Here is a 21,367-nt window from a genome sequence, read left to right on the forward strand (position 1 = left end):
CCCGGCGCCCTCGCCGCCGGACCGGCCGCTCCCCCGGCCTCAGACCCCGGCCGCCAGCGCCTCCTCGGCCGTCGGCCGCGCGGCCGCGCGGTCGGCGTCGACCAGCGCGATCCGGGTGCGCCGCTCCAGCAGGTCGTCCGCGTCCAGCGCGCCCTCGTGGCGCACCCCGAACCGCAGTTCGGCCCCGGTGATCCCGGCGGCGACCGGCTCCAGCAGGGCGGGGTCGCCCCCGGCCTCGGCCAGCACCGCGGGCGCCTCGGTCCCGTAGCGGGCGACCAGGCGGCGCGGCGCATCCACGGCGTCCAGCTCCTCCCGGGGGGCGGCGCCGACCAGCGGCAGGGCCCGGGTCCGGCAGGGGCCGGCGGGCAGCCGGTGCCGGGACACCGCGGCGTCCACGGCCTCCTGCGCCATCGCCCGGTAGGTGGTGAGCTTGCCGCCGACCACCGTGACCGCGCCGTTGGGGGCGACCGTCACCGAGTGCTCGCGGGACAGGTCGGCGCTGTCGGCGTCGCCGTGCAGCAGCGGGCGCAGCCCGGCGAACGCCCCCAGGACGTCCGACCGGCGGATCGGCGTCCGCAGCGCACGGTTGGCCTGGCGCAGCAGGAAGTCCACGTCCTCCTCGGGGACCTCGGGCACGTGCGGGGCGGGACCGTCGACGGCCTCGTCGGTCAGGCCCAGGAAGATCCGCCCGTCGGGCTGGGGCAGGGCGAAGACGAACCGGCCCGGGGCCCCCTCCACCGGGACGGTGAGCGCCACCCTGGGGTGCCCCAGGACGGCGCCGTCCAGCACCAGGTGGCTGCCCCGGCTGGGGCTGAGCCGGATGCCCGGGTCGAGCAGGTCGGCGTGGACCCCGGTGGCGTTGATGACGGCGCGCGGGCGCACCGGCAGCGGGCGGCCGGTCTCCTCGTCGCGCAGTACCGCGCCGTCGGCCGTGACGGTCTCGGCCGAGCAGCGCGTGATGATCCGCGCGCCCAGCCCGGCGGCGGTGCGGGCCAGGGCCAGCACCAGGCGGGCGTCGTCGACGAGCTGGCCGTCGAAGGTCAGGACTCCGCCGAGCAATCCCTCGGCCTCCACCCCGGGCAGGAGCCTGCGGGTGCGGGCGGCGTCCAGCAGGCGGGGGCGGGGCAGCACCGACGCGGGGGTCCCGGCCAGGCGGCGCAGCACGTCGCCCATGCCCATCCCGGCCCGGGCCAGCAGCCCGCCGGGCAGCCCGCCCAGGTCCCGGTGGACGGGGACGACCATGGGCAGCGGGCGCACCAGGTGGGGGGCGGTGGTCCGCATGAGGAGGTCGCGTTCGCGGGCGCTCTCGTAGGCGATGCCGACCCGCCCCTTGGCGAGGTAGCGCAGGCCGCCGTGGACCAGCTTGGAGCTCCACCGGCTGGTGCCGAAGGCCAGGTCCCGGCGTTCGACGAGCACGGTGGACAGCCCCCGGGAGGCGGCGTCCAGGGCGGCGCCCGCGCCGGTCACCCCGCCGCCGACGACGAGGACGTCGATCCCCGCCCCGGCCTCCAGGGCGGCGAGGTCGGCGGACCGGCGGGCGGCGTTCAGGGAGGTGCTGCTGCTCATGGGAGAGCGGTCCTTTCCGGGGGATGTGGAACGGCGTGCGCGGGGGGTCAGGGCGCCAGGTAGCCGTCGACGAGGGTGGCCAGCTCGTCGACGAGCGCCTCCTCGTCGAGGAGGTCGGCGAACAGGTGGCGCGAGGTCACGGTGTTCTGCGCGGTGACCATGACCAGGCGGGCCAGCACCGCCGGGTCCCCGGCGCGGACCGACCCCTCGGCCTGCCCCTGGGCGATCACGGGTTCGAGGATCTCCAGGGCGGCCCGGTGGCTCGTGCCCAGGCGCTGAAACGTGTAGGTGGTCATGAGCTCGGGCTCGGTGTCGACGATGCGGGTGAACAGCGGGTGGCGCAGCATCGCCCGGGCCACCCCGGCCGCGTGCAGCACCAGCCGGACCCGGACGCTCTCCTCGGCGAGGTCGTGCTCGGCGGCCATCTCCTCCTCCAGGAGGATCCGCCGCAGCTCCCGGGTGAGCAGGTCCGCCACCAGCGCGGTGACGTCGGGCCAGCGACGGTAGACGGTCGGCCGGCTGACCCCGGCGCGGCGGGCGACGTCGGTCAGCGTGGTGCGGCGCACCCCGAAGTCCACGACACAGGCACGGGCCGCGTCGAGAATGCTGTCTTCAACGTTACGTTTTGACGCCATGTGTAAAACTGTAGAGCATGGCTGACGACACCACACCCCGCACCGCCCCCGAGATGAGCTGGTTCGCCTGGGGGGACCCCGCCAGGGCCCGGGAGCTGGACCCCGGACTGCGCGACCTCATCGCCCAGGTGCTGCGCGCCCGGCTCGACGAGCGTCCCCCCGTCCCCGAGGAGGCGGTGGAGCTGGCGCCCTCCGCCCTCACCGAACGGGCCCGCGCCGCGCTGGCCGCGGTCGTGGGCGGGGAGCACGTCCGCACCGACGACGCGGCCCGGCTGCGCCACGCGGGCGGCAAGAGCACCCCCGACCTGCTGCTGCGCCGGTCGGGGGCGGCCGACCCCGCGCCCGACGCCGTGCTCTACCCCGCCGGCCACGACGAGGTGCAGAGGCTGCTGGAGGTCTGCTCCGCCGAGCGGATCGCCGTGGTGCCCTTCGGCGGCGGCACCAGCGTCGTCGGCGGGCTGACCCCGCTGCGCGGCCGCTTCGGCTCCGTCGTCGCCCTGGACCTGCGCCGCCTGGACCGGCTGGTCTCCCTGGACGCCACCTCGATGACCGCCGTCCTGGAGGCGGGCGTGCGCGGACCGGCGGCCGAGGAGCTGCTGGCCCGGCACGGGCTGATGCTCGGCCACCTGCCGCAGAGCCACGAGTACGCGACCATCGGCGGGTACGCCGCCACCCGCTCCAGCGGCCAGGCGTCCTCCGGGTACGGCCGGTTCGAGGACATGGTGGTGTCGCTGCGCGCGGCGACCCCGCGCGGGACCCTGGAGGCGGGCGGCGCCCCGGCGTCGGCGGCCGGGCCCGACCTGCGCCGGCTGCTGCTCGGCTCGGAGGGCACGCTGGGCGTGATCACGGAGGTCGGTGTACGGGTGCGTCCCCTGCCCGAAACGGTCCTGGACGAGGCGTGGTCGTTCCCCGACTTCGCCACGGGGGTGGACGCCCTGCGCGCCCTGGCCCAGTCCGACACCCGGCCCACCATGGCGCGGATCCTGGACGAGTCCGAGACGTTCGTGGGCGCCGCCCTGGGCGGGCACGAGACGCGGCCGGGCTGCCAGGCCGTGCTCGGGTTCGAGGGCACCGCAGCCGAGGTGGCCGCCCGCTCCGCGGCGGTGCGCGAGGTGCTGGCACGGGCGGGCGGCACCCCGCTGGGCGCGGGTCCGGTGGCGCACTGGCGGGAGAACCGCTTCTCCTCCCCCTACCTGCGCGACACCCTGCTGTCGGCGGGCGTGCTCGCCGAGACCCTGGAGACGGCGGCGAGCTGGACCGACCTGCTGCCGCTGTACTCCGCCGTCACCGGTGCCCTGACCGCGGCGCTGGAGGGGGACGAGGGCGGGGTCGTGGTGATGTGCCACGTGTCGCACACCTACCCGACCGGGGCGTCCCTGTACTTCACGGTGGCGACGGCGGCGGGCGGGGACCCCCTGGCGCGCTGGGAGGGAGCCAAGCGCGCCGCCTCCGACGCGATCGTCGCGAACGGGGGGACCATCACCCACCACCACGCGGTGGGCACCGACCACCGGCCGTGGATGGCCGCGGAGATCGGCCCGCTGGGCGCGGAGGTGCTGCGGGCGGTCAAGGCGGCGCTGGACCCGGAGGGCGTGCTCAACCCGGGCAAGCTCATCCCGGACGCGCGGGACTGACCGGGCGCGGGTGCGCGGGGACCGCCCGCACGCCCGCGCCCCGGCGGCGTTCCGTCACGCCCTCTCCGAGGTGCGCGAGAGCTGGCGGCGGAGCTGCCCGGAGAAGTCCTCCAGGAACTCCATCGCCTCGGCGTCGTCGACGTCCCCGGGGACGGTGTAGTGGACGTACACCTGCACGTTGACGTCCTGGAAGGCGGCGACCGCCGACCGGTCGCCGTCGTAGTCGTGGAGGGTCACGAGCCCGCCGTCGCCCGCCGGGGTGCGCGCCCACTCCAGGACGTCCTCGTCGTCGCGGCCGCGGTCCAGGTCGCCGATCCGGTCCTCCATCTCCTGGACGGTGTCCTCGAAGTACTCCCGGGAGCGCTCGTGGTCGAACAGGGCGGCGTTGACGACCAGCCCCCACTCCTCGCCGTCGTCGGAGACGTAACAGCTCAGCTGGCCGATGTAGCCGGCCTCCTCCAGCTCGGCGTCGTCGGAGTACCACTCCTGCTCGTCCATGGTGACGAACTCGCCCTCGGCCCGGGCGCCGTCGGCGCCGGGGACGGTGTCGACCACCTGCGCGGGCAGCACGTCGCGGCAGGAGGCCAGCTCGGCGTAGGGGCGGCCGCCCGCCGACTCCCACACCGCGAAGCCCAGGAGTCCGGCCACCAGCACCGCCGCGACGGCGCCGGCGGCGATCACCAATCCCTTGCGGGAGCGGCGCGGCGGCGGTCCGGGGGGCGGTCCGCCGGGCGGACCCGGGGGCGGTCCGAGCGGCGGTCCGCCAGGTGGGCCCGGGGGCGGTCCTCCGGGCGGGAGGCCGGGCGGGAGGCCGCCGCCGGCACCGGGCGGCGGGCCGTGGCCGGGTACACCGGGGACCCCGAGCGGGCCCGGGAAGGCCGGACCGCCGGGCGGACCGGGGAAGGAGCGGTCGTCGGGGGGATACGTCATCGGTTCCACGGCGCCGTTCCGGGCGGACCGGCGCCGCACCTCCTCACCGGGGGTCTCGTCGTTGGCGGGGCGGCGGGGGCCGCCTCCCAGGGGGATACCCGCCCCCGTCGGGAACGCATCCCGCCGGGGCGGCGGGTCCGGGCGGTCCCGGGCGCGGGGGCGCGCCCATGACACGGCGTTCCGCGCGGTGCACGAAGCGCTGTCACAGGTTTTCACGGATCGTGCGCCTCCCCCGCCCCACAGGGCCCGGTTTTCCGACCGATACCGGCCACGGAGCGTTCCCGCGGCACGACAATGGATGCCGTGGGACGAGGAAAACTCCGTATCTATCTGGGCTCGGCGCCCGGGGTCGGCACCACGCACGGCGCGCTGGCCGAGGCCTGCCGCCGGGCCGCCGACGGCGTCCACGTGGTGGTCACGGCGGTCGACACGCACCGGCGGGAGCGCACGGCGGAGCTGCTCTCCCGGCTGGAGTCGGTCCCGCTCCACCCCTCGGGGTCGGTCGACACCGCGGCGGTGATCTCCCGGGCGCCCCGGCTGGCGGTGGTGGACGACCTGGCCGGGCCCAACCCGCCCGGCTCCCCCAACCCGACCCGCTGGCAGGACGTCGAGGAGCTGCTGGAGGCGGGCATCGACGTGCTGTCCACCGTGGGCATCCACCACCTGGAGTCGCTCAACGACGTCGTCCACCAGATCACCGGCGTCCGTCCCGACCGCACCGTCCCCGACCACGTGGTGCGCCGGGCCGCCGAGGTCGAACTGGTCGACGTCACCCCCCAGGAGCTGCGCCGCCGGATGGCGCACGGCGACATCCACCCGGCCGAGCGGGTGGACGCCGCGCTGGCCGACTACTACCGCGAGGGCAACCTGGCCGCGCTGCGCGAGCTGGCGCTGCTGTGGACCGCCGACCAGGTGGAGGCGGGGCTGGCCCGCTACCGGGGCGAGCACGAGATCCGCCGCACCTGGGAGGCGCGCGAGCGGGTCGTCGTCGCGCTGACCGGCGGGCCCGAGGGCGAGACCCTGATCCGCCGCGCCGCCCGGGTGGCGGCCCGCTCCCGGGGCGGCCACCCCCAGCCCAGCCACCTGCTGGCCGTGCACGTGGTCCCCCCGCAGGGGATCTCCCGGGCGCCCGGCGACGACCTGCTGCGGCAGCGGCGGCTGCTCGCGGAGCTGGGCGGCACCTACCACCAGGTGGTCGCCAACGACGTGCCCACAGGGCTGCTGGAGTTCGCCCGGGGGGTGCACGCCACCCAGATCGTGCTGGGCTCGTCGCGGCGGCGCGCCTGGCAGTACATGTTCGGGCCGGGCGTGGGCGCGATCGTCGCCCGCGAGTCCGGCGACATCGACGTGCACATCGTCACGCACGAGGAGGTGGGCAGCGGGCGCTGGCCGCTGCCGCCGCCGGGGCGGGGGCTGGGCGAGCACCGCAGGCTGGCGGGCTGGTCGCTGGCCCTGCTGGCGCCCACCCTGATGTCCCTGGTGCTGGCGCTGCCGCCGTTCACCGACAGCGGCCCGGCCTCCGACGCGATGCTGCTGCTCCTGATCACCGTGTCCACGGCGGCCGTCGGCGGCCTGCGCCCGGCGCTGGTCTCGGCGCTGTGGAGCGCCATCCTGCTCACCGCGCTGCTGTCGCCGCTGCACGGGCGCCCCTCGGTGTCGGTGGACAACATGCTGGCGCTGGTGGCTTTCACCCTGGTCGGCACCCTGGTGGCGATCGTGGTGGAGATGGCGGCCCGCCGGTCGGCGCAGGCGGCGCGGGCCCGGGCCGAGGCCGACGCGGTGACGCTGCTGGCCGGCAGCGTCCTGTCCGGCAACGAGCCCCTGCACGCGCTGCTGCGGCGCATCCGGGAGACCTTCGGGCAGCGGTCGGCGACCCTGCTGGAACGGGTCGACGCCTCCGCCGGGGAGGGCGGCGACGACGAGGGCGGCCCTCTGGACGGCGAACGGTGGCGGCCGGTGCACAGGGTCGGGACCCCGGCGGCCGACTCCCCCGAGGAGGCGGACGTGCTGGTGTCGATCTCCGACACCCTGGCGCTGGCGCTGCGCGGCCGGGTGCTGCCGGCGGCCGACCGGGGGGTGCTGCGGGCGTTCGCGGCGCACATCGGGATCGCCCTGGAGCACCAGCGGCTGGAGTGGGACGCGGCCGAGGCCCGGCGCCAGGCGGCGGGCAACCGGATACGCACCGCCCTGCTGGCGGCGGTCTCCCACGACCTGCGCACTCCGCTGACCTCGATCAAGGCGAGCCTGTCGAGCCTGCGCGCCACCGACATCACGCTGACCGAGGAGGACCGGGAGGCGCTGCTGGAGACCGTGGAGGAGTCCACCGACCGGCTCAACCGGCTCATCGACAACCTGCTCGACATGAGCCGGGTGCACACCGACAGCGTGCGCCCCAAGCTGGGCCCGGTGGGCCTGGAGGAGGTCGTCCCGATCACGCTGCTGGGGCTGCCGCACGACGCCGTCACCGTGGACGTCCCCGACTGCCTGCCCCGGGTGGTGGCCGACGCCGGGCTGCTGGAGCGGGCGGTCGCCAACGTGGTCTCCAACGCGGTGCGCCACAACCCCGACCCGCGCACCCCGGTCCTGGTGGCGGCCAGCACCCACGGCGACGAGGTGCAGCTGCGGGTGGTGGACCGCGGCCCCGGGGTGTCGGACGAGGGCAAGCAGCGGATGTTCGAGGCGTTCCAGCGCCTGGGCGACGCGCCGCAGGGCACGGGGGTGGGGCTGGGACTGGCGGTGGCCCGTGGTTTCGTTGAGGCGATGCACGGCACCCTCACCCCCGAGGACACCCCCGGCGGCGGGCTGACGATGGTGTTCACCCTGAGAGCGGTGGACCCGGACGGGGACGGGGCCGCGACCGGTACCGGCGGCACGGACGACGAGAGCACGAGGGGGGCCGATGCGGGTCCTGGTCGTTGACGACGACATCCAGATCATCCGGGCCATGACGATCAACCTGCGGGCGCGCGGGCACGACGTGGACACCGCCGCCGACGGGGCCGCCGCGCTGCGGCTGGCCGCCGACCACAACCCCGACGTGGTCCTGCTCGACCTGGGGCTGCCCGACATGGAGGGGCTGGAGGTCATCCGACGGCTGCGCGGCTGGTCGCAGGTCCCGATCATCGTGCTGTCGGCGCGGCACTCGGCCGGGGAGAAGGTGCGCTGCCTGGACTCGGGCGCCGACGACTACGTGACCAAGCCGTTCGGGATGGACGAGCTGCTGGCCCGGATGCGGGCGGCCGAGCGGCGGTCGGTGCGCGCGGAGGAGGCCCCGGTGGTGCGCACCGACTCCTTCATCGTGGACCTGGGCGCCAAGCGGGTGGTGCGCGGCGGCGAGGAGGTGCGGCTCACCCCCACCGAGTGGCACATCCTGGAGATCCTGGCCCGCAACGCCGGGCAGCTGGTGAGCCAGCGCCGCCTGCTGCACGACGTGTGGGGGCCCGCCTACCAGAGCGAGACGAACTACCTGCGGGTGTACATGGCGCAGCTGCGGCGCAAGCTGGAGCCCGACCCGGGCCGGCCCCGGTACCTCATCACGGAGGCGGGCCGGGGGTACCGGTTCGAGAACACGACCTGACCCCGGGCCGGCCGGGGCCCGCCCCGGCCCCGGTCAGCGGGCGGGGGCGGGGTCCCCCGCGGCCAGCCCCATGAGCAGGTCGAACTCGTCGGCGCCGAGGTGCCCCCGGTTGATCTTGGAGACGGCCAGGCAGGGGGCGAAGGCGCGCACCCAGAGCATCATGCGCTCGGCGTCGACGTCCATCACGCGGGACAGGACGGACACCCGGCGCTCCACCTCCCCGCTGTCGCCGGCCTTCCACATCGCCCAGTCCACCGCGTCGACGGCGCCGTCGCCCAGGCAGCCGCGCGGGTCCAGCGCGACCAGGCCGCGCTCTCCCCCGTCGATGACGTTGCCGGGGTGGAGGTCGCCGTGCAGGGGGACGCCCCCCTCGCGGCCGTTGGCGAGGTCGCGGGCCAGGGCGCGGGCGCGGTGCATGACCGACGCCGGGACGACCTCGCCGGCCGGGCCCTCGCAGCGTTCGCGCTCCCACAGGTCGAAGACGAACTGCACCCGGGAGGTGAGCGGCGGCAGCTCCTGGCGCCGTTCGCGGGACACCTCGGCCGCGTGCAGGTCGGCGATGAGCGCCCCGACCGTCTCCATCTCCGGGACCTCTCCCCGGGCGGCGACGGTGTCGCCCTCCACGCGCTCCATGAACACCGCGCCGTGGCGCGGGTCCAGCCCCCAGACCTGCGGCACCCTCCCGGTCGGCTCCCACAGGCGCAGCAGCCCGGCCTCGGCGACCGCCAGGCCGCTGTCCGGGGAGAGCTTGACCACACCCCTGCGCCCGTCGGCGCCCAGGACGTGCAGGACCACGGAGGTGCGGCCGTGGGGCGCCGCGCCCTCGACGGTGAGCCGCCACTCGGCGGCGAGCTCGTCGACGACGGCGGGCAGTCCGGCCAGCCATTCGCCCACGTGCACGCCGAAGCGCCGTTCCAGACGACGGCGCTGCCGGTCGTCGACGAACTGCGTAGTGACGTCGTTCATACATCCACCTTCGGTCCGCTCACGTCGCTGTCTGCCGGGGTCGAGCCTCCGACGCGCGGGCGTGTCCGGGGCTCCGGGCCGTTCACCGGGTCGTACGCGCCCCGCGTCCCGGCCGCGGGGTCGGGGAGGGGACGCGTTACGGGCGGTCGCGCGCTCCGTGGGCGCGGTCCGGGCCGTGCCGCGGGTGCGGGGAGTTCCCGCCCTAGAGGCCCATACCCAGACCGGTCGGAGGGGTAACGGGCCGCGGCCGTCCCCTCGCCGGGGCGTTCTCCCGTTCCGCCGGTGCCGTCGCCCTCGGGGGTCATCATGTCACCTCGGGTGAGGTCCGCGCGGTCGTTCCGGACATCTCACACGAGCCGCCCCTTCGCGGCCCGGTGCTGGGCCAGCAGGGTGTCCACGACCAGTTCGGACGGCCACAGCGGCGTGGTGATGGCGGTGACGTCCAGCCCCCGCAGCAGGTCGAAGTCGGGTCCGTCGACGAGCCTCCAGGCGGCGACCGCCACGTTCTCGTGGCCGTCGCGGCGCAGCCGGTCGACCGCGTCGAACACCGACGGCGCCCAGGTGCGCAGGTAGCCGACCTGCACCGGGGAGCCCAGCCGGCGGCTGAGCATGCGGGCCACGTCCATCACGACCTGGCGCTCCTCGGTGCCGGTCGTGCCGTCGGCGGCCAGGACGACACCGTCCCCCCTCCCCCACCCGGAGTCGGAGAGGCGGGCGGCCAGGTCGGCCACGATCGAGGGCACCGCGCCCAGGGGCGGGGTGCGGCAGGCGTCGGGCATCCCGCCGAGGCCGAGGCGGGAGAGCAGGTGGGCGCTGGCGACGTCGCCTCCGGCGACGAACGCCGGCACGACCACCTTGGGCCCGCGGACGGAGCGGAGTGCGGCGGCCACCTCGTCGGGGCTGCCGAAGGCGGCCGCGACGGGCGCCTCCCCCCGGCCGGCCACCGCCTCGGCCAGTCCGCACAGGGCCTCACGTCGTTGGGCGTCACGCGAGTCGTCGGCTACGAGGACCATCGTGGGGACCATGCGCGGCTCCTTCGTCGTCTTTCCGGATCGCTGCTGTTCTGCGAGGCTAAAGGGGCACGGTTTCATGGGGGTGGCCCCGTGTTACGCACAGGAAAACAGCGGACAATGGCTGTGATGGTTATCACCAGAGCATCTCTTGGTGAACCATAACAATCGCCGAAAAATTCGGGCGTGTCCACTTCTCGGGACAGTGGTCTACACCTCATCCGGAGCCCCGTCGCCCCGGCGACTCCCGGCGCACCGCGTACACTCCATCGCCTACCTGGCAGGACTTCCCGAAAGCCCGCGCCGCGGGGTGAGGCCGACCGGCGGAGCACGGGGGGCACCGCCCCGGACGGACCGCCCGGGGGGACGCCGGAATTTACCGGGAAGTTCTCTGGAGAAATTCGCGGCAAAGCAATTCCCATGCATTCGCCTCGTGCCGATGCACGTGCCGCAGAATGTGCGCACCACATCTCCCGACATAACACCCTGAATGACACCCGGTACCGATTCGCGGGTCGGCGCCCGAAAAGCGGCCGGAGGGGCCTCTGCCCGCGCATCCTATAGCACGCCTCTCGCCGGTACGTCAAGGGTGCGCGGACCCCTCTTCCACCCTGGACCGCGCACCACTCACCCCGTGGGGGCAGGGTGCGAGTGCGGCGCCATCACTTGCCATCGCCCCGAAAGGGGACCCACACTTGAGAAGCGGAGCACTGATGTCACCGCAGGCCCGGGAGCCACAACGGCCCCGCCCGGCACATCGGCCCCGGAGGTTCCCCCGACTCCGGGTCCCGTGCTCCGCCGGAGCACCGCATCGTCCAGACTGGAGTGAGCATGGCCGTCCACCCTCGGGTACGGACACTCGCGCAGACCTTCCTCGAACACGCCGACCGGGTCTCCCCCGGCCTGGTGGAGGGCCTCTACCTGACCGGTTCGGTGGCCCTGGGCGACTTCCGCCCGCACACCAGCGACGTCGACTTCGTCGTCGTCACCTCCCGGCGCCCCGGCGCGCGTGAGAGCGACCTGCTCCGCCAGGCACACGCGCGCACCCGCGCCGACATCCCCCGCCCCCAGTTCAACGGCATCCACGTGACCTGGGACGACCTCACCCACGACCCCGCGCGGTGCGGCTCCGTCCCCTCCGTCATCGGAGGCCGGTTCCGCGACCGGGCCGCCGCCGACGTCAACCCGGTCACCTGGCACATCCTGGCCTGCCACGGCGTCACCCTGCGCGGCCCCCACCCGCTCGAACTCGACGTGTGGGACGAGCGCGAGAGCCTGCGCACCTGGTCGCTGGGCTCCCTCGACGAGCAGTGGCGCCGGTGGCGGGAGAAGGCCGGACGCCTGGTCACCCCGCGCGGCCTCGCCGTCCTGGGGTCCCTGGCCCCCTCCTGGAGCGTGCTCAGCGTCAGCCGCCTGCACTTCACCCTCAAGACCGGCGAGATCACCTCCAAGTCCAGCGCCGGCGCCTACGCCCTGCACGCCTTCCCCGAGAGATGGCAGCGCATCGTCAACGAGTGCCTGCGCGTCCGCCGGGGCAGCGGCGCGCCCTCCCTGTACGAGAGCGCCCTGGCCCGACGCCGGGCCGCCCTGGACTACATCGAGATGGTCCTGGACGACGCCCTGCGCCCCGGCCTGGCCGCCGCCTGAAGCACCGCCACGGGCGGCCGGAACGCCCGCGTGGCGCAGCGACTACCCTGTGGGCATGACCCTGCGCCCCATCGTCCGCTTCGGCGATCCCGTCCTCGTCACCCCGACCACGCCCGTCACCAAGTTCGACCGGCACACCGAAGCCCTGGTCAAGGACCTGCTGGACACCGTCGACGCCCCCGGCCGCGCCGGGGTGGCCGCCACCCAGATCGGGGTGGGCCTGCGGGTGTTCAGCTACAACGTCGAGGGGCGCATCGGCTACGTCATCAACCCCGAGCTGACCGAGCTCTCCGAGGAGACCCAGGACGGCGAGGAGGGCTGCCTGTCCATCCCCCGGCTCTGGTACCCCACCCGGCGGGCCATGCGCGCGGTCGTCACCGGCGTGGACCTGCGCAACGAGCCGGTCACCGTGTCCGGGGAGGGCCTCATGGCGCGCGCCCTCCAGCACGAGACCCAGCACCTGGACGGGGTGCTGTACATCGAGCGGCTCACCCCCGAGCTGCGCAAGCAGGCGCTGCGCGACATCCGGCGCTCGGACTGGTTCATGCCGCAGGAGGAGCCCCGGCCCGCGGGCCCGCTGCCCAGTGCCTTCGGCGGAATCGGCTGAACCCGGGGCGAAGGGGTCACTCCGGTCCTCCGGTACGGGTATCTTCGGACGCATCCCCGCACACTCCCCCACAGTCCCGTGAGTCAACGCACTAGGCATGTAACGCCACGATCTCATAGGGTCGGCTGAGCATCCTCCGCCACGGTGCCCCCCGCCCGGATGCCCCCTGACCTCTCTCGGAGCAGACATGACACCCACGCCCCGTTCACGGCGCGGTAGGCGCGCCGCGCTGTCGCTGGCGGCCGCCGTCGCCGCCCTCGCCGTCGCCCTGCCCGGAACGGCCCTCGCGGAGCCCGACGACGACGAGGTGGACATCGAGGAGCTGGAGCGGCGAGCCGAAGAGCTCGAAGAGACCTACCAGGGCGAACTGCTGCAGTTCACCGAGATCAAGGAGCGCGTCGAGAAGGCCGAGGAGGACCTCCAGGAAATCGAGGAGCGGCTCGAGGGCTCCCGGTCGGGGGTCTCGGCCATCGTCTCCACCCAGTACAAGACGAGCAGCAACGGCTTCGACCCCGCGCTCTCCGTGATCTTCTCCAGCGACCCCCAGGACGTGTACGGGGACGCCGCCACCCTCACCTACCTCGGCGAGAACCAGGCCGAGCAGATCTCCGGCCTGATCGAGACCCGCGACGAGGCCCAGGAGGTCCGCGACGAGCTCGAGACCGAGCTCGAGGACGCCGAGGAGCTCATCGAGGAGCTGGAGGAGAACAAGGAGGAGGTCGCGGAGAAGATCGAGGAGTACGAGGAGTCACAGGTGCCCGACCCGCCCGCGGGCGGCGGCACCGGCGACATCCCGCAGAGCGCCGTCGGCAGCGGGTGGGAGCAGACCACCCCCCGTATGGCCGCGATCCGCGACGAGATCATCCGCAACGTCGGCGTCCCGCTGCCGGTGGGCTGCTGGCGCGGCAGCGCCGACGACCACGGCGAGGGCCGGGCCTGCGACTTCATGGTCAGCTACGGCACCCACCCCTCGGCGGACAACCAGGCCTGGGGGCAGCGGATCGCCGACTACGCGATCAACAACGCCGACCGGCTCGGCGTGGAGTACGTGATCTGGGAGCAGCAGATCTGGCACTCGGGCAACCGCTCGTGGCGGTTCATGAACGACCGGGGCAGCATCACCCAGAACCACTACGACCACGTGCACATCACCGCCTACTGACCCGTGCCAGGGGCAGGACGGCCGCCAGCGCCACGGCCAGCACCGCGAAGGCGGGGCCGTAGCCCAGCGTCTGGATGAACAGGCCCAGGGCCATCGCCCCGGCCCCCGCCCCCGCGTCGTAGCCGATGTTCCACACCGCGCTGGCCCGTCCCTGACCGGTCGGGCCGGCGCGGTTCAGCATGAGGGTGACGGTCTCGTTCTGGACCGCGCCGAACCCCAGGCCGAACAGGGCGGCCCCGGCCAGGACCCAGCCGGCCTGGCCCCACAGGCCCACCGCGATCAGGGCGGTGCCGCAGACGGCGGCCGCCATCCCGGGGAGCAGCAGCAGGGTGCGGCCGTAGCGGTCGTAGGAGGCCCCGGCGCTCCACCGGCCGACCACCACCATCGCCGCGTAGGCGGCCAGGGTCGCGCCCACGAGCCAGGGGGTGCCGGCCAGGGGCACCGCGACGAAGGTGACGACGGCCCCGGCCGACGAGGCGGTCAGCAGCATGAGCACCAGCGGAGCGACCAGGGAGGCGCCGCGGCCGGCGGCCGCCGCCGAGCGCGGCGCGGCGCTCAGCAGCGGGCGGTTGCGGCCGCCGTCGGCGAACCAGATGCCCGCCGACAGGGCGGCCCCGATCAGGGAGCACAGGCCGGTGAGCCAGAAAGCGGTGTCGAAGCCCAGGTCGAGCGCCAGGGCGACGCCGCCCGGCAGGATGAGGACCTGCGGCAGGCCCACCGCCAGCCCGTAGTAGCCGGTGGCCCGGCCCATCTGCTCGGGCGGGACCAGCCGGGCGGCCAGCGCCGTCCCGGCGACGCTGGCCATACCGAAGCCCACCCCGCGGACCGCGGAGATCGCGATGAGGGGGGCCAGGTCGGTGCTGAGGGCGAACAGCGGGGCGGGCAGGCCCATGATGAGCGAGCCGACGGGGAAGGCCCAGCGGTAGCCGCCGCGGTCGAGCATCCGGGGCATGGCCAGCTGGGTGAGGACGGTGGTGAGCATGAACGCCGCCGTGGTGCTCCCGGCGCCGAACTCCCCCGCCCCGCCCCGGACCGCCCACAGCGGCACCAGGGGCAGGACGGCGGCGAAGCCGCACAGTCCGATGGCGGTGGCGGCGATGAGCAGGGCGAAGCCGCGGCCTCTGAGGCCCGGGGCCGCGCCGACGGGAGATGAGGGGATCATCCTCCCTTTCTAGCCCATGTACTCCGTCTCGGGGAGGTGCTCCCGCAGCCAGGAGCGCAGCCGGAGCGCCAGTTCCGGGGACACGGCGGGCTCGGCGTGGCCCATGCCGGGGACGAGCCACAGCTCCTTGGGCTCGGCGGCGGCCTCGTAGATGGCGGTGGCGTGGGAGGTGGGGAAGTAGGTGTCGGCCTCGCCGTGCACGACCAGCAGCGGGGTGGGGGCGATGTCCCCGGCGATCTCGCGGGGTTCGGCGGGCCGGGTCTGCCAGCCGCGGTCGTCGACGCGGACCTTGCGGAAGCTGCGCAGGAAGAAGCGGCCCGCGGTGCGGCCGACGCCCAGGTGGATCAGCCGCATCCTGCGGGTGCCGCGGTAGTACCAGCGGCTCGGAGCGCTGATGGAGACGGCGGCGACGACGCCCTTGTAGACCGCGGCGTGGCGCACCACGACGGCGGCGCCCATGGAGAAGCCGACCGTGGCGATGGAGGTGTAGCCCAGCCCCCGCAGGTGGGAGACGACGGCCTCCAGGTCGTGGATCTCGGCGTTGCCGACGGTGCTGTGCCCCCCGGAGCCGTGGTGGCCGCGGAAGTCGAAGGTCATGACGTCCGCGATGGAGCCGAGCGATTCGGCGATCGCCCGGGTGTGGGGGCTGCGGTAGCTGCCGGTGAAGCCGTTGGCGAGCACGACGGCGGCGGTGCGGCCGGGGGCGCCGCGCAGCAGCACGGAGTCGATGCCGACACCGTCGGCGGTGGTGAGCCAGTAGCGGTGGGAGGTCGGCTGCGGGTGGTCGATGGCGTCGGACACACTCCCATCGTGCCCGATCCGTCCCGTTCGGAAAACCCGTGCCGGGTGTGTCGGACACGACGCCCGGGCCCGGAACGCCCGTCCGGAACGGACGCGCCGGGCGGCGCGGTCAGTGGTCGCCGAAGCGCCGGTCGATGCGCTCGTCGGGGTAGAGCGGGCGGTCCCCGTCCCCGTCGGCGGGGTCGCCGCCGAGGAAGTCGCCGTCGTACCCGCCGAGGGCGTCGCCGCCCCACGCGGGCGCGCCCGGCCCGGGAGCGTACGGGGGCGGTCCCCCCGGCGCACCATGGACCCCAGGACGGAACTCCGTCCCGCCGAACGACGGCGCGCCCCCGGTGGGCGCGTCCCATGCGGGGGCACCCTGCTGCGGGCCACTGTGCGCACCGGCACCCGGGCCCGACACAGGAGCCCCAGGAGCACCCGACTGGAACTCCGCCCCACCGAGAGACGGCGAACCCTCGGCAGGAGTACCCCACGCCGGAGCCGCGGGGTGAGGACCGGTGCCCGCTATCGGGGCACCCGCCCCGGGGGCGGTAGGACGGAACTGCGGACCGTCCGGCGACGAGAAGCCCCCGGTGGAGGCGTCCCACGCAGGAGCACCCGGCTGCGGACCGCCGAACGACGGCGCGCCGCCGGTGGGCGCGTCCCAGGCCGGGGCACCCGGCTGCGGACCACTATGCGCACCGGCACCCGGGCCTGACACAGGAGCCCCAGGAGCACCCGTCTGGAACTCCGCCCCACCGAGGGCGGGCGAACCCCCAGCGGGCGTGCCCCACGCGGGGGCACCCGGCTGCGGACCACCGAAGGAGGGCGAACCCTCCGCAGGGGTGCCCCATGCCGGAGCAGCGGGGCGGGGGCCGTCCGGCGACGGCGCGCCGCCGGTGGGGGCGTCCCAGGCGGGGGCACCCGGCTGCGGGCCACCGAACGACGGCGAAGCCTCAGCAGGCGCACCCCACTCCGGAGCCGCAGGGCGGGGACCGGTGCCCGGACCGCCGAACGACGGCGCGCCGCCGGTGGGGGCATCCCAGGCGGGGGCGCCCGGCTGCGGGCCACTGTGCGCACCAGCGCCGGGGCCCGACACAGGAGTCCCAGGAGCACCTGTCTGAAACTCCGTCCCACCAAGAGACGGCGAACCCCCAGCGGGCGTGCCCCAGGTGGGAGCAGGCGGGCGGGGACCGGTGTCCGGCGTCGAGACATCAGCGACAGGAGCGCCCGGCTGGGACTGCGGACCACCGAATGACGGCGAGCCCCCCGTGGGGGCGTCCCATGCGGGGACACCCGGCTGCGGGCCACTGGGCGCACCGGCACCCGAACCCGGCACAGGAACCCCAGGAACACCCGACTGGAACTGCGTCCCACCAAGGGCGGGCGAACCCTCGGCAGGCGTGCCCCAGGCAGGAGCGCCCGGCTGCGGGCCACCGAACGACGGCGAAGCCTCGGCAGGCGCACCCCACTCCGGAGCCGCAGGGCGGGGACCGGTGCCCGGACCGCCGAACGACGGCGAGCCGCCGGTGGGGGCATCCCAGGCGGGGGCACCCGGCTGCGGGCCACTGTGCGCACCGGTGCCGGGGCCCAACGCCGGGGTTCCGGGGGCGTTCGGCCGGAACTCCGTCCCGCCGGACGACGGCGAGGCCTCGACGGGCGCACCCCAGGCGGGGGCAGGCGGGTGGGGGCCGGTGCCCGGGGGCGGCGGGGCGAGGGGGGCTTCGAGGGCCGGGGTCCCGTGCGGAGGGGTCGCGGGGGCGGAGTCGTCCTCCCCTCCCCCGTCCTCGTCCTCGTAGTCGTCGTAGGCGTACGACTCCTCGCGGAGCGCGGCCGGGGGGAAGGCCAGGGAGCGCAGGTTCAGCGCCACGTGGACCAGGACCGGCACCCAGAGGCTGCCCGTGCCCAGGTACAGCACCACGAAGAGGGTCCCCGACGCCCCCGCGCTGACCAGCCCCCACCAGCCCTGGTACAGGTAGGCCACCGCGAAGAGCAGCACCGACAGCACCGCGCCGAACCACAGGGGCACGCCCATGCTCGCCAGCAGGACGATGAACAGCCCCCGGTAGAGCAGCTCCGCGCACAGGCCGCCGGTCACCGCGGCGCCGACCGCGGCCAGGCGCTCGTTGCGCGTGTAGGGGATCAGCAGCCACCGGTCCCGCTCGGGTTCGGGCAGGGACGCCGGCCGGTCCGCGGCCGCGCGGCGGCCGCCGCGCTTGCGCCCCTTCGCCCCGCCCTGGGGCAGCCGGCCGCGCAGCCACGACGGCAGGCCGTTGACCAGAACCCACAGGGCGCCCAGGGCGAGCAGTCCGCCCAGGGCTCCGCCCACCACCGGCCCCAGCGCGTGGGGCAGCCGGAACCCGAGGTCGGCCGCGGCCAGCCCCGGGGAGGTGAACAGCACGGCCACCACCAGCACGCCCCACAGCGCGTGCACGCCCATGGTCACGGCGTGCACCCTGACCAGCGCGTTCGCGTCCGTGTCACGGCGGCGCGACAGCCAGGCGAAGGCCCGCCTGCCGAGATAGGGCTCGCCGAACGCCGCGAAGAAGAGCAGCAGGACCGTCAGCAGGGTCCCCGCGAGGCTGAACTGAGGAAGTGTCTCGGACCATGGCACGGGGCAATAGTAGGGGTCCGAAACGAGTCATAGAGCACATCCCGGTCATCGTCCCCTTGTGGTTATCCCGGCCAGGGGCGACCGTAGGGAGAGTGTCACAGGTCACATCGGGGTCGGTGACCGGCCGGCCCCGGACGGATCCCGAAGGGCAGGGCAGTGGGGATGGTCGATCGAGCCGTAGACGTACCGAGGGCCGCAGGGCCCGCACAGATCCGCAACATCGCTCTGGTCGGACCGGCCGGCGCTGGGAAGACGAGCCTGGTCGAGGCCCTCCTCTCCGCCGCCGGGACGATCCACCGGCCCGGCAGCGTGGAGGAGGGCACGACCGTCAGCGATCGTGACGAGGTCGAGATCCGCCAGAAGCGCTCGGTGCACCTGACCGTCAACCCGGTCATGGTCGGCGACGTCAAGGTGAACCTCCTGGACACCCCCGGCTACGCCGACTTCATCGGCGCCATGCGCGCCGGGCTGCGCGGCGCCGACGCCGCCCTGTTCGTCGTCTCCGCCCTGGAGGGCGTCGACGGCCGCACCCGGGTGCTGTGGGAGGAGTGCGCCGCGGTGGGCATGCCGCGCGCGGTCGCGGTCACCAAGGTGGACCACCCCCGCGCCGACTTCGAGGACGTGGTCGCCCAGTGCCGCGAGGCCTTCGGCGGCGGCGTCCACGCCGCCTACCTCCCGGCCTTCGAGGGCTCCGGCGAGGACCGGCGGCTGGTCGGCCTGTGGGGCCTGGTCTCCGAGCGCTACCACGACTACGACTCCGCCGGGGGCGGCACCCCGCCGGAGAACCTGAGCGACCGGGCCGCGGCGCTGCGGGAGACCCTCGTGGAGGAGGTCATCACCGAGAGCGAGGACGAGGTCCTCATGGAGCGCTACATGGAGGGCGGCGCGCTCGACCCGGACCTGCTCATCGCCGACCTCCAGAAGGCCGTGGCCGCGGGCGGCTTCCACCCCGTGCTGGCGATCGGCACCACCACGGGCGTGGGCGTGCGCGAGCTCCTGCGCGAGCTGCCGGTCTCCTGCCCGGACCCGACCCGCCGCCCCTTCCCTGAGGTGGTGGACCCGCAGACCCGGCCGGTGCCCGGCCTGTCCTGCGACCCGGACGGACCGCTGGTGGCGGAGGTGCTGGCGACCGCCAGCGACCCGTACGTGGGCCGGACCAGCCTGGTCCGGGTGTTCTCGGGGACCCTGTCCCCGGACTCGGTGGTCCACCTGCACGGCCACGGCGTCCCGTCGGGGCTGACCGGCTCGGACGAGCTGGACACCTCGGGCCGCGACGAGCGGGCGGGCGGCCTGTCGGTGCCGGTGGGCCGGGACGTCCACCCGGTGGGGGCGGTGGGCGCGGGCGACGTGTGCCTGGTGGCCAAGCTGCCCGACGCCCGCACCGGTGACACGCTCTCCTCGCCGGAGCGCCCGCTGCGGGTGGCGCCGTGGCGCTTCCCGGAGCCGCTGCTGCCGGTGGCGATCTCCGCGGCGTCCTCCGCCGACGAGGACAGGCTGTCGCACTCGGTGGCGCGGCTGGTGGCCGAGGACCCGTCGCTGCGGGTGGAGGTGAACCCGGAGACCCACCAGATGGTGCTGTGGACCCTGGGCGAGGCGCACCTGGACGCGGCGCTGGACCGGCTGGAGCACCGGTACGGGGTGCGGGTGGAGACCGGTGAGGTGCGGGTGCCGCTGCGCACCACGTTCTCCTGCCCGGCCGAGGGCATGGGCCGCAACGTCAAGCAGAGCGGCGGCCACGGCGAGTTCGGCATCTGCCGGATCAAGGTGGAGCCGCTGGAGTCGGGGGCGGGCCTGGAGTTCGTCGACAGGATCGTGGGCGGCGTGGTCCCGCGCCAGTACATCCCGTCCGTGGAGAAGGGCGTGCGGGCCCAGATGGCCGACGGCGTGGACGCCGGCTACCCGCTGGTGGACATCCGGGTGACCCTCTACGACGGCAAGGCCCACTCGGTGGACTCCTCCGACATGGCGTTCCAGAAGGCGGCCCGGCTGGCGCTCAAGGACGCGGCGGCCGCCGCGGAGCTGGCGATGCTGGAGCCGGTGGACTCGGTGGAGGTCGAGGTCGACGACGAGCTGCTGGGGACCGTGATGAGCGACCTGTCGGCGCGCCGCGGCCGGGTGGTGGGCTCCGAGCCGGCCCCGGGCGGCCGGGCGGTCATCCGGGCCGAGGTCCCCGAGCTGGAGATCACCCGCTACGCGGTGGAGCTGCGCTCGCTGTCGCACGGGACGGGCGTGTTCACCCGCCGCTACCTGCGCCACGAGCCGCTGCCGCCGCAGGTGGCGGCCAAACTGCCCCGGCGGCGCGACGACGCCTGAGCGTCAGAACACCCGCCCGGGTCGGCCGCGGTCGGCCAGGGCGGCGAACCTGAACGTGTTCACGGGGTGGCCGGACAGGAGGTTGACCAGGAGCACGAAGAATCCGGCGTCGGTGTGGGCACGGTCGGCGATGTCCTGGAAGTCGACGGAGCGGTACAGGTACTTGCCCGCGGCCATCACCCGGAAGCCCTGCACGCCCTCGGGGCAGAACGCGTAGGCGTGGTTGTCCGCCGTGTACTCCTGCGCCCGGCCCAGGCTGCTGCCCACCCCGGGGATGACGTTGGCGACGGAGATCCCGAACTGCCGCCAGAACGACGTGTGCCCGGCGGCGATGTGCCCGACCTCGTGCCCGATGAAGAACCGCAGCGCGTCCGGGTCGCCCAGCCGCACGCCCACCTCGAACAGGTCGCTGTTGACGGCGACGTAGCGCCGCGACCCGTGCCCGGAGGCGAAGGCGTTCAGCACCCCGTTGCCGGGCACCACGTACGCCTCGGGCACCTCCCGCATCCCGAACGCCCGCGCGGCCTCGACCACCATCCGGTGTGCCTCGGGGAACTGCTCCTCGGTGATCCGCACCCCGTTGACCCGCTGGCGCGCGTACAGCTGGCCGCGCACGAAGTACACCAGCGCGGGGATGCTGAGCAGCAGCAGCGGCTCGTTGGGGTCGCCGGAGTAGGCGCGGCTGACCGCCCCCGCCACGGTGAACAGGGTCACTCCGACGCACATCACCAGCAGCGGGATCTCCCGCGGGTGCCGCAGGGGGC

At 74.9% G+C, this 21,367-nt stretch carries 16 protein-coding genes; 7 read left to right on the forward strand and 9 right to left on the reverse strand.

Features of this window, described 5'->3' with window-relative positions:
• Positions 1–39 precede the first annotated feature (39 nt).
• Together KGD84_RS26195 and KGD84_RS26200 are read right to left on the reverse strand one after the other, a co-directional pair.
• Positions 40–1,566, reverse strand: a complete 1,527-nt coding sequence (locus tag KGD84_RS26195) for a glycerol-3-phosphate dehydrogenase/oxidase (RefSeq protein WP_220563018.1) — start codon at positions 1,564–1,566, stop codon at positions 40–42.
• A 47-nt stretch (positions 1,567–1,613) separates the two neighbouring features.
• On the reverse strand, positions 1,614–2,201 hold the full coding sequence (locus KGD84_RS26200) for a TetR/AcrR family transcriptional regulator (protein WP_220563019.1): 588 nt from the start codon (positions 2,199–2,201) through the stop codon (positions 1,614–1,616).
• A gap of 17 nt (positions 2,202–2,218) precedes the next feature.
• On the opposite strand from KGD84_RS26200, the gene KGD84_RS26205 reads away from it, so the two are divergent.
• The gene (locus tag KGD84_RS26205) at positions 2,219–3,835 is read left to right on the forward strand and encodes an FAD-binding oxidoreductase (RefSeq protein WP_220563020.1); all 1,617 of its coding nucleotides are present in this window, start codon (positions 2,219–2,221) and stop codon (positions 3,833–3,835) included.
• Between the two features lie 54 nt (positions 3,836–3,889).
• Here KGD84_RS26205 and KGD84_RS26210 read toward each other — a convergent pair whose 3' ends face one another.
• Positions 3,890–4,516, reverse strand: a complete 627-nt coding sequence (locus KGD84_RS26210; RefSeq protein WP_255646814.1) for a hypothetical protein — start codon at positions 4,514–4,516, stop codon at positions 3,890–3,892.
• Between the two features lie 543 nt (positions 4,517–5,059).
• On the opposite strand from KGD84_RS26210, the gene KGD84_RS26215 reads away from it, so the two are divergent.
• A complete protein-coding gene (locus KGD84_RS26215) occupies positions 5,060–7,684 on the forward strand; it encodes an ATP-binding protein (RefSeq protein WP_220563022.1) in 2,625 nt (874 codons plus the stop codon).
• Positions 7,665–8,342 (forward strand): response regulator, encoded by a 678-nt coding sequence (locus tag KGD84_RS26220; RefSeq protein WP_220563023.1) that lies wholly within the window; start codon positions 7,665–7,667, stop codon positions 8,340–8,342. Before KGD84_RS26215 ends, KGD84_RS26220 begins: the two co-directional genes overlap by 20 nt.
• Before the next feature lie 33 nt (positions 8,343–8,375).
• On the opposite strand, the gene KGD84_RS26225 is transcribed toward KGD84_RS26220, so the two are convergent.
• Together KGD84_RS26225 and KGD84_RS26230 are read right to left on the reverse strand one after the other, a co-directional pair.
• Positions 8,376–9,308: an aminoglycoside phosphotransferase family protein gene (locus KGD84_RS26225; protein WP_220563024.1), complete on the reverse strand. Its 933-nt coding sequence runs from the start codon at positions 9,306–9,308 to the stop codon at positions 8,376–8,378.
• Positions 9,309–9,655: 347 nt separating this feature from the next.
• On the reverse strand, positions 9,656–10,333 hold the full coding sequence (locus KGD84_RS26230) for a sirohydrochlorin chelatase (protein WP_220563025.1): 678 nt from the start codon (positions 10,331–10,333) through the stop codon (positions 9,656–9,658).
• An 816-nt stretch (positions 10,334–11,149) separates the two neighbouring features.
• On the opposite strand from KGD84_RS26230, the gene KGD84_RS26235 reads away from it, so the two are divergent.
• From KGD84_RS26235 to KGD84_RS26245, 3 genes are all read left to right on the forward strand, one after another.
• A complete protein-coding gene (locus tag KGD84_RS26235; RefSeq protein WP_220563026.1) occupies positions 11,150–11,965 on the forward strand; it encodes a nucleotidyltransferase domain-containing protein in 816 nt (271 codons plus the stop codon).
• Positions 11,966–12,020: 55 nt separating this feature from the next.
• Complete coding sequence (gene def, locus KGD84_RS26240) at positions 12,021–12,572, forward strand: peptide deformylase (protein ID WP_220563027.1); 552 nt, start codon at positions 12,021–12,023, stop codon at positions 12,570–12,572.
• 187 nt (positions 12,573–12,759) lie between these two features.
• On the forward strand, positions 12,760–13,734 hold the full coding sequence (locus KGD84_RS26245; RefSeq protein WP_220563028.1) for a VldE C-terminal domain-containing protein: 975 nt from the start codon (positions 12,760–12,762) through the stop codon (positions 13,732–13,734).
• On the opposite strand, the gene KGD84_RS26250 is transcribed toward KGD84_RS26245, so the two are convergent.
• From KGD84_RS26250 to KGD84_RS33645, 3 genes are all read right to left on the reverse strand, one after another.
• A complete protein-coding gene (locus KGD84_RS26250) occupies positions 13,721–14,896 on the reverse strand; it encodes an MFS transporter (protein ID WP_220563029.1) in 1,176 nt (391 codons plus the stop codon). The two genes, KGD84_RS26245 and KGD84_RS26250, sit on opposite strands and share 14 nt — an antisense overlap.
• A 9-nt stretch (positions 14,897–14,905) precedes the next feature.
• On the reverse strand, positions 14,906–15,697 hold the full coding sequence (locus tag KGD84_RS26255; RefSeq protein ID WP_220563030.1) for an alpha/beta hydrolase: 792 nt from the start codon (positions 15,695–15,697) through the stop codon (positions 14,906–14,908).
• Positions 15,698–15,806: 109 nt separating this feature from the next.
• On the reverse strand, positions 15,807–18,290 hold the full coding sequence (locus tag KGD84_RS33645) for a CPBP family intramembrane glutamic endopeptidase (RefSeq protein WP_277615493.1): 2,484 nt from the start codon (positions 18,288–18,290) through the stop codon (positions 15,807–15,809).
• Between the two features lie 162 nt (positions 18,291–18,452).
• On the opposite strand from KGD84_RS33645, the gene KGD84_RS26270 reads away from it, so the two are divergent.
• Complete coding sequence (locus KGD84_RS26270) at positions 18,453–20,603, forward strand: elongation factor G-like protein EF-G2 (RefSeq protein ID WP_220563031.1); 2,151 nt, start codon at positions 18,453–18,455, stop codon at positions 20,601–20,603.
• A 3-nt stretch (positions 20,604–20,606) separates the two neighbouring features.
• On the opposite strand, the gene KGD84_RS26275 is transcribed toward KGD84_RS26270, so the two are convergent.
• Positions 20,607–21,329, reverse strand: a complete 723-nt coding sequence (locus KGD84_RS26275) for a M48 family metallopeptidase (protein WP_220565324.1) — start codon at positions 21,327–21,329, stop codon at positions 20,607–20,609.
• Positions 21,330–21,367 lie beyond the last annotated feature (38 nt).

Origin of the sequence: Nocardiopsis changdeensis, assembly GCF_018316655.1 — a bacterium.
Taxonomy (GTDB): Bacteria; Actinomycetota; Actinomycetes; order Streptosporangiales; family Streptosporangiaceae; genus Nocardiopsis; species Nocardiopsis changdeensis.